Below are 15,725 nucleotides of genomic sequence, written 5' to 3' on the forward strand. Positions count from 1 at the left end.
GTCTACTTAGACGGCGTTTCTTTTTCTATAAACTCGACAGTGTGACAAGCTCTTTGGTATAGGGGTGCCGAGGATCAGTAAACAGCCCTTTCGTTTCGCCTTGCTCCACAATTTCTCCTTGCTTGAGCACAATGGTGTAATGACACAAAGACTTAACGACATTCAGGTCATGGCTAATGAATAGATAACTTAGCCCGTACTTCTGTTGCAGCGATTTAAGTAAATCGAGCACTTGCGCTTGAACCGTTCGATCCAAGGATGAGGTTGGCTCATCGAGCAATATAAATTCAGGCTTTAGGATAAGCGCCCGTGCAATCGCAATACGTTGTCTCTGACCTCCGGAGAACTCATTTGGATAGCGATGACGGGAATCCGGATCCAAGTCCACTTCTCGCATCACTTTAACAATCATTTCATCGATCTCTTCATCGCTAAGCTGCTCATGGACACGCAATCCCTCGCCTATCACTTGCGCAACGGACATCCTAGGATTAAGTGCTGAAAACGGGTCTTGAAACACCACTTGCATTCGGCGCCGATATGGCAGCATCGCCTTGCGATCTAGTCCTTGAAGCTCATTCCCTTGGTAGCGAATAGAGCCTTCCGAGTTGACCAACTTAAGAATCGCCATACCTGTTGTCGACTTACCAGAACCGCTTTCTCCGACTAACCCGATAGATTGACCACGAGACAAACTGATTTGCATGTCGGTGACCGCTTTAATGTGCGAAACCACCCGTTTGAACACGCCGCCAGTGATTGGAAACCAAACCCTAAGTTGCTCGACATCCAGTATTGGTTCGCTCGGTTCACTGACAACAACCGGCGTCCCCCTAGGGTCTGAATTAATGAGTAACTGGGTATAAGCGTGATTAGGTGACTGGAAGACTTGTTGACACTCGCCCACTTCGACAAGATGCCCCTCTTGCATTACGGCAACGCGATCCGCGATACGGCGGACAATGCTCAAATCATGGGTAATAAACAGCATCGCCATACCGAGCTCTTGCTGCAATTGTTTTAGCAAGTCGAGGATTTGCGCCTGAACTGACACATCTAGCGCTGTTGTTGGCTCATCAGCAATCAGAAGCTCTGGCTCATTAATTAACGCCATCGCAATCATTACACGCTGCCGCTCACCTCCTGACAACTCGTGAGGATAGGCGTTGATTTTGACGCTTGGGTGGCGAATACCTACTTTTTCCAACCATTCGATGGCGATGGTTTCCGCTTTGCTTTGTCTAACGCCACGGTGAATGGAGAGAGTTTCCACCAGCTGCTTACCAATTTTATGCAGCGGGTTTAGAGAGACCATGGGCTCTTGGAAGATCATTCCGATTCTTCCCCCTCTGATGCCTCTCAGCTGCCGCTCAGAACATTGAAGTATGTCGATATCATCAAATGTAATTTTACCTTCCAAGTAGTGCGCGGAGCCTTTGGGTAATAGCTTTAGAATCGAGTTTGCAGTCACCGACTTTCCAGAGCCACTCTCGCCGACAAGCGCTAGTGTTTCCCCCTTACAAATCGACAACGAGACCTGATGGGTCACCTGTTCTATGTTCGCCTGTCGGCCAAAGCCAACAGACAGATTTTCCATGGTTAGTATCGGATGAGTCATGGCTATCTCCCTTGATGATGCGGGTCGAAAGCATCGCGCACGGCTTCACCGATAAACACGAGCAGTGTCAGCATAAGTGACAAGACAATAAATGCCGAAAACCCTAGCCACGGCGCCTGTAAGTTTGCTTTTCCTTGTGCCAAGAGTTCACCTAACGACGGTGAACCCGCGGGTAAACCAAAGCCAAGAAAGTCCAATGAGGTTAAGGTCGTCACCGAACCTGACAAGATAAACGGCATCATGGTAAGTGACGCTACCATCGCATTGGGCAACATGTGCCTTAACATAATGCGATTGTCACTGACGCCCATTGCCAGAGCGGCTCGTACGTAATCGAAGTTACGGCAACGAAGAAACTCAGCGCGAACAACCCCCACCAGGCTCATCCAGCTAAATGCGACCATAATACCCAGTAGCCACCAGAAATTGGGCTCAACGAAGCTGGAAAGGATAATCAACAAAAACAAGGTAGGCATGCCAGACCACACTTCGATAAAACGCTGACCAAGCAGGTCAAGCCAACCTCCGTAGTAGCCCTGTGTCGCCCCCACAACCACGCCAATGACGCTTGAGATAATGGTCAATACAAAACCAAACAACACCGAAATTCTAAAGCCGTAAATAATTCGCGCCAAGACGTCTCTTCCTTTGTCGTCTGTGCCGAGCCAGTTCACCGCATCAGGCGCCGATGGAACCGAGCCTTGAATATCAAAGTTAATCGTGTCGTAACTAAACGGAATGAGCGGCCAAACAATACTCCCTTTTTCTTCAATGAGCTCAACCACAAACGGGTCTTTGTAATCGGCTTCTGTTTCAAACTCTCCGCCAAACTCAGTTTCTGCATACTGCGAAACGATCGGGAAATACCATTGATTGTCGTACGTTATCCATAACGGTTTGTCGTTGGCGATCAGCTCTGCAAATAGGCTAACAAAGAAGAGCAAAGCAAAGACCCAAAGCGACCAAAAACCGCGGCGATTGGCTTTAAATCGTAACCAACGAGCTTCATTGAGTGGGTTGCGTCTTTTTTCAATCACAGTTAACGAGCCTCAAAATCAATACGTGGATCCACCCAGGTGTAGGTCAAGTCGGAGATGATACTGAGCAGCAATCCGAGTAAGGTCATGATGTACAACGAACTGAATACGACAGGGTAATCACGCTGGATGGTCGACTCAAAGCCAAGTAGCCCAATCCCTTCGAGTGAAAACATCACTTCAATGAGCATTGACCCGGTAAAGAAGATACTGATAAAAGCGGCGGGAAAGCCTGCGATTACAATCAACATGGCGTTGCGAAACACATGCTTGTAGAGAATGCTGCGCTCATCGAGCCCTTTCGCTCTTGCGGTCACCACATATTGTTTGTTGATCTCATCCAGAAAGGAGTTTTTGGTCAGCATGCTTAAGGTCGCAAACCCGCCAATCACCATCGCTAATATCGGCAAGGTTAAATGCCAAAAGTAGTCCATCACCTGTTCATACCAGACTAACTGATCAAAGTTACTCGACACCAAGCCTCTTAGCGGAAACCAACTGAAATAGTTACCACTAGCGAATAGAATGATCAAAATGATGGCGAAGAGAAACCCTGGTATGGCATAACCCACGATCACGACCGCACTCGACCAGACATCAAATCGAGAACCATGATGGATTGCTTTTAAAATGCCAAGAGGAATAGAGATCAAATAGATAATCAATGTGCTCCACAAGCCAAGTGAGATGGAGACAGGGAGGCGTTCAACAATCAAGTCAATGACATTGCCGCCTTTGAATAAGCTTTCACCAAAATTGAATGTAGCGTAATTTTTGAGCATCTCCACATAGCGCTCAAGCAGTGGCTTATCAAAACCAAACTGCTTTTTTATCGCCTCAACTACTTCTGGGTCCAAACCTCTCGAGCCTTTATAGCCAGAGGCATTATTTTGGTCGTCCGCGAGTTCCACTTCGGCACCACCGCCAGTAAAACGCTCCATAATGCCAGAGGTGTGCCCCTCCATCTGGGCGATCGCTTGCTCTACCGGTCCACCGGGCGCAATCTGAATGATAAAGAAGTTGATGGTGATAATCGCCCACAAGGTGGGAATCACCAAAAGTAGTCGGCGAAATATATAGGCAGCCATGTTTCCCTCTGCGTATTTCAGAGCCGCGAATCAATGCGCTCTGGTCTCTTAGCGATTACTGCTGTAACGCGTCACCTTCTGGTTCGCATCTTGTGATAGCGCTACAGCATAGTAGCCATGTGAACTAGACAATCACTATTGACGTTTCTCAGGCAGTTTTTGCGCTTTCTCTTTAGAGACCCACCAAGTGTCTTGGCCAAGGTCATACTTCGGCATAATCGCCGGGCGCTCAAACTTATCCCACATCGCGACGCGGTATTTGCTTAAGTGCCACTGTGGAATCACGTAGTAGTTCCATTGCAATACACGGTCAAGCGCTTTACCAAGCGTAAGCAGTTTGTCTGGATTCTGTTGGCTTTTCGCGATTTGCTCAGTCAATTCATCGACAATCGGATCCATCACTCCTGCCGTGTTGTAGGTCGAATCGATGTAATTGGAGTTCCAAACGATCAGCAAGTTGGGCCCTGGGTATGGATTCGCGCCATAGGATGAAGAGACCATATCAAAATCACGATCGCGAAGGCGTTTGATGTATTGAGTGGTATCCACCGTTCGTATCTTCATCTCAATACCCATTCGCTTTAAGTTTTTCTGTACGGGTATCGCAATCCGCTCTGTGGTCGGGCTATAGATCAGCAGCTCAAAGCTAAACGGTTCACCGGTTGCGGTGTTGGTCATCACTTTATCTTTTAGCTCCCACCCCGCTTCTTTGAGCAGTTTGAACGCACTTCTCATCTGGCTACGAATACGACCCGAGCCATCGGTAACTGGCGGCTGGAACTCTTCAGTAAATAAGCGTGGAGGCAGCTGATCTTTGTACTTGGTCAGCAAGGCAAGTTCGTCGCCTTGTGGCGTGCCTTTAGCCTCATATTCCGTATTCTGGAAATAGCTCCGAGTACGGGTATATTGGTTGTAGAACAGGTTGTTGTTCATCCACTCGAAGTCCATCGCGTAGTTCAGCGCCTGACGAACTTTTGGGTCTTTAAAAATAGCTTGTTGAGTGTTAAACACAAACGCTTGTGCATTGGCTGGACGCTCGTGAGCGATCTCTTCTTTGACGATGAATCCTTTGTCAAAATTGACGCCTGTGTAGGAGTTGGCCCAAAACTTGGCTACGTTTTCAATCCGAAAATCAAACTCGCCCGCTTTGAACGCTTCAAGCATGACGGTTTCGTCTCGATAGTAATCGTAGGTGATGGTTTTAAAGTTATCGCGCCCTACATTCACCGGGAGGTCTTTGGCCCAATAATCGTCAACAAGTTGATAAGTGACGCTTTGCCCAGACTTATAATCCACCACTTTGTAAGCCGCGCTTCCCACTGGCGGAGTCGATAGCGGCTCTGCGAGGTTTTTATCTTGCCAATAGTGCTTGGGTAAAACTTGAGTGTTCTGCGCAAAGCGGAACATTTTCTCTCGGTTCGGCTTAACCATGTCTACGCGAACCGTACGATCATTTTTAGCCGTGACAGATTTTATATCTTGATAATAGACTTTGTACTGCGGCACACCTTCTTTGACAAACTTGTCGAAAGTGAACGCGACATCATGCGCGGTGATAGGTTTGCCATCATGGAATTTGGCTTTAGGATTGATATCGATTTCAATCCACTGATAGTCGTCTGAGTAGCGGACGCGCTCCGCGATAAGGGGATAGTAAGCGTCTATTTCGTCACTTGGGGAAAACATTAAGGTATCGTAGATTTCACCAATGCCTGCCGCGGAAACACCTCGAGACCCAAATCGGTTGAAGCTGTCATAGGTTCCAACCTGACCAAAGGTCACCGAGCCGTATTTTGGTGCATCTGGATTAACGTAATCAAAGTGCGCGAAATCCGACGCGTATTTTGCCTCGCCAAACCCGACAAGAACTTGCGTTTCAATCACATCAGCGAAACTCATTTGAGCAGACAACAGCAGTGAGCAACCCACCGCGAAATGACGTACTTTCCCCATATACTCATCCTTTAATAATCTGGTTTATACGCTCTACAGTACGAATAATTAATATTAATAATTCAATTACTTGGATCAGTATAGAAGCGGAACAATGTTTATGTAAACGATTTCGTTAAGACTAGGAAGCATTGTGAAGCAAAACCGTTCTTGAAGGAAAGTGTACGCGGAGCCGCTGAAAGTGTTCCTAAAACAAGTGGAGTTGGGATAAAAAAGAGTCCGCATTTTGCGGACTCACTGTTAGAGCATTTCTTTGGCGACTAAATGGAGCAAAAACGTTTCTCGCTCTATGCTCATGCCTTTTTTCGGGCTCTCTGCCATTGTTTTTTCATTATGAGCAATCGCGTCATGGATGTTCATCCACACAGCTTTCATGCCGTTTTTTATCTCATAATCCTCGTATGAGGTTTCACCCAATTGGCGGTCAATTTTACAGGTGTAGCAATAAGAGATCATATGGACAACGTCTGCATCGTCTTTGTACCAAGGACGAAACTCTTCATAGATTCCGTAAGGCTTGATAGAGTGAATGTTCTGCGCTCCGGTCTCTTCCTCTAGCTCTCTAACCATACCTGCGATGACGTCTTCACCATCATCCAAGCCGCCACCTGGAATCGTGTAGTCGTGATAGCGCTCCGTGTAGAGCAGTAAGATGTCTTCTCCATCAACCACAATGGCACGAGCCGCGTTTCGTTGATAGATGACTTTATCGTCTAGATGGTCGATGTCAGGGTGAACGGTGGTGTTTAAATGTCTCATTTACAGCTCAGCAAAAAAATTTGCGCCGATTCTACCACATCACCCTGTCTCCTCAAGTTACGCCAATTTGAAGCGATTGATCATCGACATCAGGTTTTCCGACACATTGCGCAGCTCTTTACTAGCGCTCGCCATCTGTGCTGATTCCTCAGAGACACTCGATGCCATGTCATTTAAGCTCACCACATTTCGATTGATGTCGTTGACCGTGACCGTTTGTTCCTCAGCGGCGGTCGCGATGTGTTGATTCATCTCTTCAATCGTGTGAACTTCTTTGTTGATGCGGGTTAATGCCTCACCGGCTTGCGAAGACAAACTCGACGCATTGACGGCTTTGACAGCGCCCTGCTCCATAACCGTAACGATATTGCCAGCGCCATTTTGCAGCTTTTCAACAATATTTTGAATTTCCAGCGTCGATTCGTGAGTGCGTAACGACAGGCTTCTCACTTCATCAGCCACCACGGCGAATCCACGTCCTTGCTCACCCGCCCGTGCAGCTTCAATGGCAGCGTTTAGCGCAAGTAAGTTAGTTTGCTCTGCTACCCCACGAATCACTTCCAGCACAGTGTCGACATTTTTTGCGTCACTCGCCAACTGCTCAACCACATGACTGGCCGAATCCATTTGCTGCGCTAGTTGATTCGCTTCATTGACATTTTGGCTTATGATCTGATGGCTGCTGTTCGTTTCATTGGCCGCTAGACGGCTGGCATCATTCGCCTCAACCGTCCGACTCGCCACTTCCTCTACCGTTGCAAGCATTTGTGTCATCGCGGTGGCCAGCATATCCACATCAGACTGCTGCTGATTTAAACTGTCGTCAATATGGTGAACAGACGTCGACAACTGATTTGCCGCGCTCGATACCTGGCTACCCGCATCGCTAATGTTCAGCATAATCGACTGCACAGAAGCGACGAACTGGTTGAAGTAGCGCGCAAGTTGAATTAGCTCAGAGCTGCCCTCTTCGGGTAAACGCTGAGTAAGATCTCCCTCGCCCTTCGACAACGCCTGCATGGCGCGCACAGAGCGTTTGAGGGGGGACGTAATGGTTTTGATGAAGAACGCAATCATGAGAGAGAGAACCGACAAAATTGCGACCGCGTAACCGAGTGACGCCATTTCTGAACGTTCAGTCGCAGCTTGCAACGCAACCATGTTCATTCCTGAACCTATCATCCATTGCCAAGGCTGAAACATTAGCGCATAACTGGTTTTAGGGTCTGTTGTCCCTTTGTCTGGATTGCGCCAAGTATAGTCAACAAACCCTCCTCCACTGCGCGCGGTTTGATAGAGTCTCTGAACAAAGTACTCTCCAGAACTGTCTTGCAATCCCATGATGTTTTTGCCCAACAACGAGCTCACACCCGTCGCGAGTTGGATACCCGCATTGTCACCAACAAAGACATAGTTATCACCATCAAAGCGCATAGCGGAAACCGCTTTTAGGGCGCTCGCTTGCGCCTCTTTCTCGCTCATTTCACCGGCACGATAAAGATCGTAATAGTGCTCCACGACACCGTGCGCAGACTCCACTATCGTCATGACGCCGCGCTCGTAGTTTTCACGCATGTGCTCACGCGATTTGTCGATATTCAAATAGGTGTTCAACAACAAGCCTATTGCGAACAACGCTAATATTGACCAAGCCCGTGTCGCAATGGACACCTTCGATAAGCTTTCTATATTCATAATTCCGATCCCTAGCTCTAAACATTGTTCAAGTGCCAAGACCTTCTTAAGGAAGCATTCGGCACTTGTATAAATTTGATAGTTTTAATAAGTAAAAATGTAGCAGCTAATAGTGACGAACTTTATGAATCTTGGAGAAAAACTCGATGAAATTTCGTTAATAACAAAAAGGTTATTTTAACTTATTGAGTAGATACACAGTGGAGTTTTGCCACCGGACTTGCTCAGATCACAAAACTCAACTTTATTCGTGAGCAGGTACAAAAAAAGGGCGCCGAGCGCCCTTTTAATCAACAAACTTTATCTTAATTTTGGTACTTCTCTGTACGCATACCCATTAGCAAGCTAACACACATCAGCAACAAGACGATGGTAAACGGCAGTGCAGTAGAGATAGCACCCGCTTGCAGCGCTTGAATCGCTTCTGTACCACCAATCCAAAGTAGAGCAACCGCGATCGCCCCTTCCATAAACGCCCAGAAAACACGTTGTAGGACAGGTGCATCGACTTTACCACCTGCGGTAATGCTATCGATAACCAGTGAACCTGAATCCGAAGAGGTAATAAAGAACACCAGTACCAATACAACAGCAATAACAGAGAGCAAGGTGCCCATCGGCAGAACATCGAACATTTGGAACATCGCCAGAGAAACGTCCGTCAGACCATTTGCACCCAACTCACCAATATTATTAACGACCTGATCAATCGCAATACCGCCAAACACCGACATCCAAAGAAGCGTCACTGCCGTTGGGACTAGCAGTACTGCAGTCATGAACTCTCTGACTGTTCGACCTTTAGATACGCGCGCGATAAACATACCCACGAATGGTGACCATGAGATCCACCATGCCCAGTAGAACACAGTCCAACCTTGGAACCATGCTTCATCTTCACGACCGTGCGGATTACTCAAAGGAATGATGTTTTCAACATACGCCATCAAGGTAGTACCGATATTGCCAAAAGTCACAGCGTAACCAATCAACGCAACCAGGATCAGCAGAACGAATGCGACCACCATGTTGATGTTACTGATGACCTTAACGCCACCATCAATACCACGAATAACAGAGACTACCGCAAGTAAAGTTACGACAGTAATCACAACCACTTGCAAACCTAAGCCTGCATCGATGCCAAACACATGTTGAATACCACTCGCCGCTTGTTGCGCGCCTAAACCTAGAGACGTCGCAAGACCAAACAGGGTTGCGACCACAGCCAAGATATCAACGATGTGCCCAGCCCAGCCCCAAGCGCGATCGCCTAGTAGCGGATAGAAAATGGAACGGATAGATAAAGGCAAACCTTTGTTGTATGCAAAAAACGCGAGCGATAACGCCACAACACCGTAAATAGCCCAAGGGTGAAGACCCCAGTGGAACATCGTCGCACCCATAGCCAGTTTCGCCGCTTCAGCGGTATTGGCTTCAACGCCGAGCGGAGTCTCATACCAACCAGTAAAGTAAGCGACAGGTTCAGCCACACTCCAGAACATCAAGCCGATACCCATACCGGCAGCAAAAAGCATAGAGAGCCAAGAGATGAATGAGTAATCTGCGGTAGCATCTTGGCCGCCAAGGCGAATTTTACCCAAAGGCGATACGATAAGCGCCAAGCAGAAGACGACAAAGATGTTGCCAGACCAGATAAACAGCCAATCGAAGCTTCCAATGATTTGCCACTTCAGGCCATCTAACGCGGATTTAGCCGTTTCCGCATCCATAACTAGAGCGCCAAATAGGAACAGGGCGATAAATCCTGCACTGACGCCAAAGACAGGGTTATGAACATCGAACCCCCACTTTTGCACGTTATCTTGACCGATGGTGTAATCGGTACTGTCGATACTGTACTTATCGATACCTTTCGTCATTTTTCCTCTCTCGATAATTATCTTTCCCTAATCAAAGCCTAAAACTAAAATTCATTAGTGATGAAAGTAATTTTATCTTATTTCAAGACTTGATCGAACCGACATTATTGTACGCCTTCCAGTGTAAGTTGCCAGTCAAACGCGCTTAACCGCTCACAAATCCACCACAAAAAGGCCATTTTGTTTAAACAGTAACTGTGATCTCGCTCAACCCAAACCACCATTAACTTTGAATTCTAAACATTAGATGTGCAATTATTCACCCGTCTTCTAACATAATTAAACAACCCGCATCTCTAAATGAGATTGTTATTTATTTTTGCTCTTCAATTAGGCGTCAATATCATGTATTTTCACGCCTTAAAACGCTTGCTGACTAAGGATGAACATTGGAAAAGCACGAAGAAGTCCTCGTTTCAATTCGCCAAATAATTCGCGCGATCGATTTACACTCCAAACGCTTGAGCAAAGAGTCTGGTTTAACAGGCCCTCAGCTGATTCTAATGCGTTCAATCAAAGAGTTAGGTGAAGTGACCATACGCGAGTTGTCGAATCATACCAATATGAGTCAAGCAACTGCGACCACAATCCTTGACCGCTTAGAAAGAAACGAGCTTGTTAAGCGTGTGCGCAGTAATCAAGACAAACGTAAAGTTCATGCGTACATCACTGATAAAGGTTTAGAGGTACTGAGCCAAGCCCCTATGCCTCTGCAACAGAACTTCATCAATAAGTTTCAAAGGCTCGAAGAGTGGGAGCAATCTCTGCTGCTATCGTCGGTGCAACGTATTTCATCGATGATGAACGCTGAAGATATTGAAGTGGCGCCAGTGCTTGAACTGGGCAGCATCACTAAACCGGAATAGCCTTATCTGAATTGAACTATCCGGGCATTGGTCTAAAGTTGTAATAAGTGAAACAACGCGTCTTAGTAGCTTTTCGTCACGCAAAAGCTACTTTGATTAACCAGTGCAAAGGTGTCGGATGGTTAAAAAGACAAGTTTTGAACTCCACGCAGACGATACCATCCTAGACGTCAATCAAAAGAAGCGCGTCCTCAAACTTATCGCCATCATCACGCTGGTTGTTTTCGTTCCACTTGCGGTTAAAAACATCCTCATTGGTGAAACTGTCCTCGCCATCGTCCTACTTGCTTTCGAAATCACCTTACTGCTTGAAGTTGCAGCCATCGTTTACAATGAACAACGAGTAATCGGCAATTTGATCCCACTGACATTGCTCGGCGCCTCGATTATTATGGCGATCGACATTTTCGGTACACTTGCAACCTACTGGGTGTTCCCTATCGTGATAGCAATTGTCTTCTTGTTTTCAGAGCGGGTGGCTCTTTTGTCAAACCTGCTCATCATTATCGGTGTGACGGCTGCGATTTACCCTCAGCAAGATCCGGAAGTGACCGCTCGATACACGTTTTCCCTTGTTGCAACCCTTACGATTGTCCATGTGGTGGTCAAGGAAGTGCATAAATTGCAAAGTGAACTAAGGCACCTGCTAGAAAGAGACGCGATGACGGGGGCATTGAATCGCCATCAACTGCATAGTTACCTCGACAGGGCCATTGAGCAGTATGGCTACTCAACCATTGTGATGATCGATGTCGATAATTTTAAGACCATTAATGACAACTATGGGCATGACACGGGCGACACGGTCCTCAAACAAGCGGTTGCAACCATCAACAGCAATACCAGAGCGAATGACTTGCTCTTTAGAGTCGGAGGAGACGAGTTTTTGTTGCTGTTTCACGGTGTCGATAAGTATGCGGTAGAAACGATTATGAATCTGATCGGAAGGAATATCTCAGAGCAAGCCTACCCACATGATGTCAAAGTCACACTCAGTTGTGGCGTCGCTGAATCGGTACCATTTGAAACCAGCCAAGCTTGGATCAAGCGTGCCGATTTAGCCTTATATCAAGCCAAAGCTCTTGGTCGAAATCGGGTTTCTGTCTACTGCGACTCGACGCTTTCTCAATATGAAGATGTTGATTATCAACAAGAGTCTGGCAAACAAACCGTTAAGTGAAAACAGGCAGCTCACTCGACTCTTTCACTTGGCGGATTGCAAGGTGGGTATGAATGTCTTTGACATTATCCAACCTCTGTAACTTTCGAGTAAACGATTCATATCCGGTGAGATCTTGGCTAACAACCTCCAACAAGTAGTCATAGGCACCTGACACAACGTGGCAGTTTGTCACCTCGCCCATTTCCAAAATCGCCTGTTCAAATGCATCAATAGACGCCGCTTGGTGGTTGTTTAAACTCACTTCAACAAAAACCGTCATCCCGACTCCAATCGCAGGTTTGCTCAATTTGGCTTGGTATCCCGCGATCACGCCTTCTTCTTCCAATTTTTTGATTCGCCGCGCACACGGTGAAGCCGAAAGTCCAACCCTATCCGCAATGTCCGCAGTGGATAACCTTGCATCCTTCTGCAGTAGCGAAAGAATATGCTTATCAATTCTATCCATACTTATCCTTAACTTTTTCTATCAATTATTACGATAGATTTAATGCTTTCCACCAAGCAATGAGAAAAATTTAGCGAAGTTTGCCATATAACGCCAACGGTTACGACTCATAATTAACGCAAACAAATACAAATTGATAACATCATTATGATTTCAGGATATTTGGCAATGATTGCCACGTTGCTGCTCTGGTCTGGTTTTTTTCTATCGCTGAGAAGCGGTGCGCATTCCGATCTCACCACCGCTGATATCGCGTTGACACGCTTTGTAATCCCGTGTGTGATTTTACTTCCACTCGTGATTCGTTCTCGGCTGAGCATTAAAGCGGTTCCGCCACGCTATTTACTTGGCATGTTCATTGGCTGCGGTCTGCCTTATTTGTTGGTTGCAGGCTCAGGGATGCAGTTTGCACCGGTCTCTGATGGCAGCGCCTTGATACCAGGCACATTGCCCCTGTTTGTCTCTGGGATTGCTGTTTTACTGTTTAAGCAGCCGTTAAGCCAGCATCGGATTGCTGGTTTGGTATTGGTCATCATTGGTATTGCCGCTTTTATGTCGCACAACTTGATGGAACTCAACGGTGAGCGTATGCAAGGGCATCTGCTGTTCCTAACCGGAAGCATCATGTGGGCAATGTTCACCATCTGTGCTCGCGTATCGAGCCTAAATCCGTTGGTAACGGCGGGCTTTATATCACTCCTCTCGACATTCACACTCGCACTTTCGATTCATCTTGGCTGGTTGCCTAGCCACTTAGCCACCACAGCGGTAAATGAATGGCCATGGAAAGAACTAATTGGTCACATCATGCTACAAGGGATTGGTGCAGGCGTGATTGCCGCCTTTACTTATCTACATGCTATTTCCGTGCTGGGCGCAGAAAGAACAGCAGCATTTGGCGCTGCAACGCCAGCAATTGCGACATTTTTAGCCATCCCAATCTTCAATGAGCAGCCTTCACTTCTTGGTTGGGTGGCTCTGTCGCTGATTTGTATTGGTAGCCTTATCGCGAGCAATATTTTTATGAAGCAAGATAGCTCCTTGCTCTACCAACCGCCAAAGTTCAAATAAATCAGTAGAGAACTGGCAACGATCGCAGCGCGGAATAGTGGTTTTGCATAAGGCTTGCATTTAATGATGAAGGGAGCCAACACAAAAAGTGCGATAAGTAACGAGACCGCACCGTGTGAAAGCCATGTTTCGAGCACAACTAACCAGATAAGCCAGACCAGCAGTTCAACGTTTTGTAAATGGATCTTCTTACCCAACGCGGCAATAAAGACTCCGGCAGCAAGAGAAGGAATCATTGTAAACATTATTTTTTTATTCAACTGCAAATTATATTAATGATAATGATTGTCATTTGCAATTAATGACAAAGAAATTTGTGTGTTTTCTTTACTATGGTGGTTCTCTGCTAAAACCTTTATAGTCATCTGCCCTAAATCATTGTTGGAATAAGTTTGTGAAAACACCGTGTATCGCTGCATGTAAAAATGAAGGTGGAATCTGCCTTGGGTGTCATCGCACTGTTGAAGAGATCGCAACGTGGCGAATGATGACCGATGAGCAAAGAGAGTCTGTTATAGACCGTTTACGTGGCAAAACATCAAGCCATCAGTGTCCTCAATGCGGTAAACCAGCAAGCTGCGATCTTAGTGAAGGCAAGGCCACATGTTGGTGTTTTAGTTTGGAAAGACGCGATACAAGCTCACTACAGAGTAACGATTCTTGCCTATGCCGTTCTTGCCTAACAAACTTACCCATCGCATAAAAATTCTTGTTTTCATGGATTAAATTTTGGATTAGTTTTTCTAATCCAAATCATAGATTTTTATCTTGCTTAAGATCACACTTTTTCGTTGCTCGCTCTTCTAACTCGCTCTAATATCTCGCGCCTGAAAGTTCCCTTTCTCGTTATTTAAATTAGCTTAGCTACGGCAAAGCTATTGGTTTCTTGCGTTTTGAATTTAGGTAAAATAGGAAATGTCCGCGTCTTCACAAGTTATTAAACTCACGTTTTTAATTGCGATTTTGACCGCTGTTGGCCAAATGACTCAAACCATGTACGTACCGTCAATCGGTCACATGGCGAATGAGTTCTTAGTCTCACCGGCAGCATTGCAGGCGGTCATGGCTTGTTACTTAATCCCGTATGGTTTTTCTCAATTCATTTATGGACCTCTTTCCGATCGCTTAGGCCGTAAACCCATCATCATTGTTGGATTGGTGATTTATATCCTAGGCACAATCATGGCGTTGTTTGCCCATCAATATGAATGGTTCTTAGCGGGAAGCTTTATTCAAGGTCTTGGTATAGGCTGTGGTGGCGCTATGTCACGCACCTTAACGAGAGACGTGTTCTCGGGCGCAGAGCTCCATAAGGTCAACAGCTTGATCAGCATGTGTGTGATTTTTTCGCCTCTTATCGCACCTGTTCTAGGGGGCTATCTCACAGAAGTGTTCGGTTGGCGTTCTAGCTACATGTTCCTCGCGCTATTTGGTATCGCGGTCGTTATTACCATGATGACAAGCTTTATGGAAACACTGCCAAAAGAGAAACGTCGCTATGAAAAAGTCACCGACAGCTATCGCTACGTATTATCGGACCGACGCTTCCAAGGCTACCTAATTTGCTTGGTGGCAACGTTTTCTGGTGTCGCTATTTTTGAAGCGGCGGCAGGTGTGCTGCTCGGTGGGGTGTTACAACTTCCTGCAACCACCGTCAGTTTACTATTTGTAATGCCGATTCCGGGTTACTTAGTCGGTGCCGCACTTTCAAGCATTATTGCTGCGAAGAAGAACGAAAAAAGCGCGCTGATGTTCGGTTTGTTTGCCATTATGGCTGGCTCTTTGATTGTATTGATTCCTGGTTTAATGGGGCAAACTACAGCGTTGACATTAGTCGGCGGAGCAACCATTTATTTCTTGGGTGCGGGCATTCTTTTCCCTGCTGCCACGACAGGTGCGCTCTCTCCACTTCCCTATCATGCAGGGACTGGCGGTGCGGTTCTTGGTGGCATGCAAAACCTCGGTGCTGGCTTAGCAACCTTAGGAGCATCCATGATTCCAACCACTAATCAGATGCCTTTAGGTGCATTGATGTTGATCATGTCATTACTCGCGCTGATTGGTCTTATTCGCGTTTACCGTAAACACGACCAATCTAATGATCAAATGCCATTGGCTATCTAAAAG

General features: G+C 46.4%; 14 protein-coding genes. 5 read left to right on the top strand and 9 right to left on the bottom strand.

What is annotated here, in order from left to right; genetic code table 11:
* Positions 1 to 25 precede the first annotated feature (25 nt).
* The 7 genes from ACUALS_RS18565 to ACUALS_RS18595 all read right to left on the bottom strand — a co-directional run bounded on the left by ACUALS_RS18565 (position 26) and on the right by ACUALS_RS18595 (position 10,033).
* Positions 26 to 1,618 carry an ABC transporter ATP-binding protein gene (locus ACUALS_RS18565; RefSeq protein ID WP_454449354.1) on the bottom strand — a complete coding sequence of 531 codons (1,593 nt, stop codon included), beginning with the start codon at positions 1,616 to 1,618 and terminating at the stop codon, positions 26 to 28.
* Positions 1,619 to 1,620: 2 nt separating this feature from the next.
* Entirely contained in the window at positions 1,621 to 2,655 is a 1,035-nt protein-coding gene (locus ACUALS_RS18570; RefSeq protein ID WP_038192249.1) for an ABC transporter permease, read from the bottom strand.
* Between the two features lie 2 nt (positions 2,656 to 2,657).
* Positions 2,658 to 3,743: a microcin C ABC transporter permease YejB gene (locus ACUALS_RS18575; RefSeq protein WP_454449355.1), complete on the bottom strand. Its 1,086-nt coding sequence runs from the start codon at positions 3,741 to 3,743 to the stop codon at positions 2,658 to 2,660.
* Positions 3,744 to 3,878: 135 nt separating this feature from the next.
* A complete protein-coding gene (locus ACUALS_RS18580; RefSeq protein WP_334474168.1) occupies positions 3,879 to 5,642 on the bottom strand; it encodes an extracellular solute-binding protein in 1,764 nt (587 codons plus the stop codon).
* 294 nt (positions 5,643 to 5,936) lie between these two features.
* Complete coding sequence (locus ACUALS_RS18585) at positions 5,937 to 6,455, bottom strand: NUDIX hydrolase (RefSeq protein ID WP_454449356.1); 519 nt, start codon at positions 6,453 to 6,455, stop codon at positions 5,937 to 5,939.
* Positions 6,456 to 6,512: 57 nt separating this feature from the next.
* Positions 6,513 to 8,150: a methyl-accepting chemotaxis protein gene (locus ACUALS_RS18590; RefSeq protein ID WP_454449357.1), complete on the bottom strand. Its 1,638-nt coding sequence runs from the start codon at positions 8,148 to 8,150 to the stop codon at positions 6,513 to 6,515.
* Between the two features lie 305 nt (positions 8,151 to 8,455).
* Positions 8,456 to 10,033 carry a BCCT family transporter gene (locus ACUALS_RS18595; protein WP_038137237.1) on the bottom strand — a complete coding sequence of 526 codons (1,578 nt, stop codon included), beginning with the start codon at positions 10,031 to 10,033 and terminating at the stop codon, positions 8,456 to 8,458.
* Positions 10,034 to 10,422: 389 nt separating this feature from the next.
* Between ACUALS_RS18595 and ACUALS_RS18600 the strand changes: the two genes are divergently transcribed.
* Together ACUALS_RS18600 and ACUALS_RS18605 are read left to right on the top strand one after the other, a co-directional pair.
* Positions 10,423 to 10,899: a MarR family winged helix-turn-helix transcriptional regulator gene (locus tag ACUALS_RS18600; RefSeq protein ID WP_038137240.1), complete on the top strand. Its 477-nt coding sequence runs from the start codon at positions 10,423 to 10,425 to the stop codon at positions 10,897 to 10,899.
* 118 nt (positions 10,900 to 11,017) lie between these two features.
* Positions 11,018 to 12,079 (top strand): GGDEF domain-containing protein, encoded by a 1,062-nt coding sequence (locus ACUALS_RS18605; protein WP_454449358.1) that lies wholly within the window; start codon positions 11,018 to 11,020, stop codon positions 12,077 to 12,079.
* On the opposite strand, the gene ACUALS_RS18610 is transcribed toward ACUALS_RS18605, so the two are convergent.
* Positions 12,072 to 12,527, bottom strand: coding sequence for an Lrp/AsnC family transcriptional regulator (locus ACUALS_RS18610; RefSeq protein ID WP_038137243.1), 456 nt, complete (start codon positions 12,525 to 12,527; stop codon positions 12,072 to 12,074). The genes ACUALS_RS18605 and ACUALS_RS18610 overlap by 8 nt on opposite strands.
* 147 nt (positions 12,528 to 12,674) lie before the next feature.
* Here ACUALS_RS18610 and ACUALS_RS18615 point away from each other — a divergent pair, with 147 nt between their 5' ends.
* A complete protein-coding gene (locus ACUALS_RS18615) occupies positions 12,675 to 13,598 on the top strand; it encodes a DMT family transporter (RefSeq protein WP_197057160.1) in 924 nt (307 codons plus the stop codon).
* On the opposite strand, the gene ACUALS_RS18620 is transcribed toward ACUALS_RS18615, so the two are convergent.
* Positions 13,574 to 13,843, bottom strand: a complete 270-nt coding sequence (locus ACUALS_RS18620) for a hypothetical protein (RefSeq protein WP_331399844.1) — start codon at positions 13,841 to 13,843, stop codon at positions 13,574 to 13,576. The two genes, ACUALS_RS18615 and ACUALS_RS18620, sit on opposite strands and share 25 nt — an antisense overlap.
* A gap of 149 nt (positions 13,844 to 13,992) precedes the next feature.
* On the opposite strand from ACUALS_RS18620, the gene ACUALS_RS18625 reads away from it, so the two are divergent.
* Positions 13,993 to 14,301, top strand: a complete 309-nt coding sequence (locus ACUALS_RS18625; protein ID WP_454449359.1) for a cysteine-rich CWC family protein — start codon at positions 13,993 to 13,995, stop codon at positions 14,299 to 14,301.
* A 212-nt stretch (positions 14,302 to 14,513) separates the two neighbouring features.
* Positions 14,514 to 15,722 (top strand): multidrug efflux MFS transporter EmrD, encoded by a 1,209-nt coding sequence (gene emrD, locus ACUALS_RS18630; protein ID WP_005472324.1) that lies wholly within the window; start codon positions 14,514 to 14,516, stop codon positions 15,720 to 15,722.
* Positions 15,723 to 15,725: the final 3 nt, after the last annotated feature.

The organism is Vibrio sp. NH-7 (assembly GCF_053643215.1).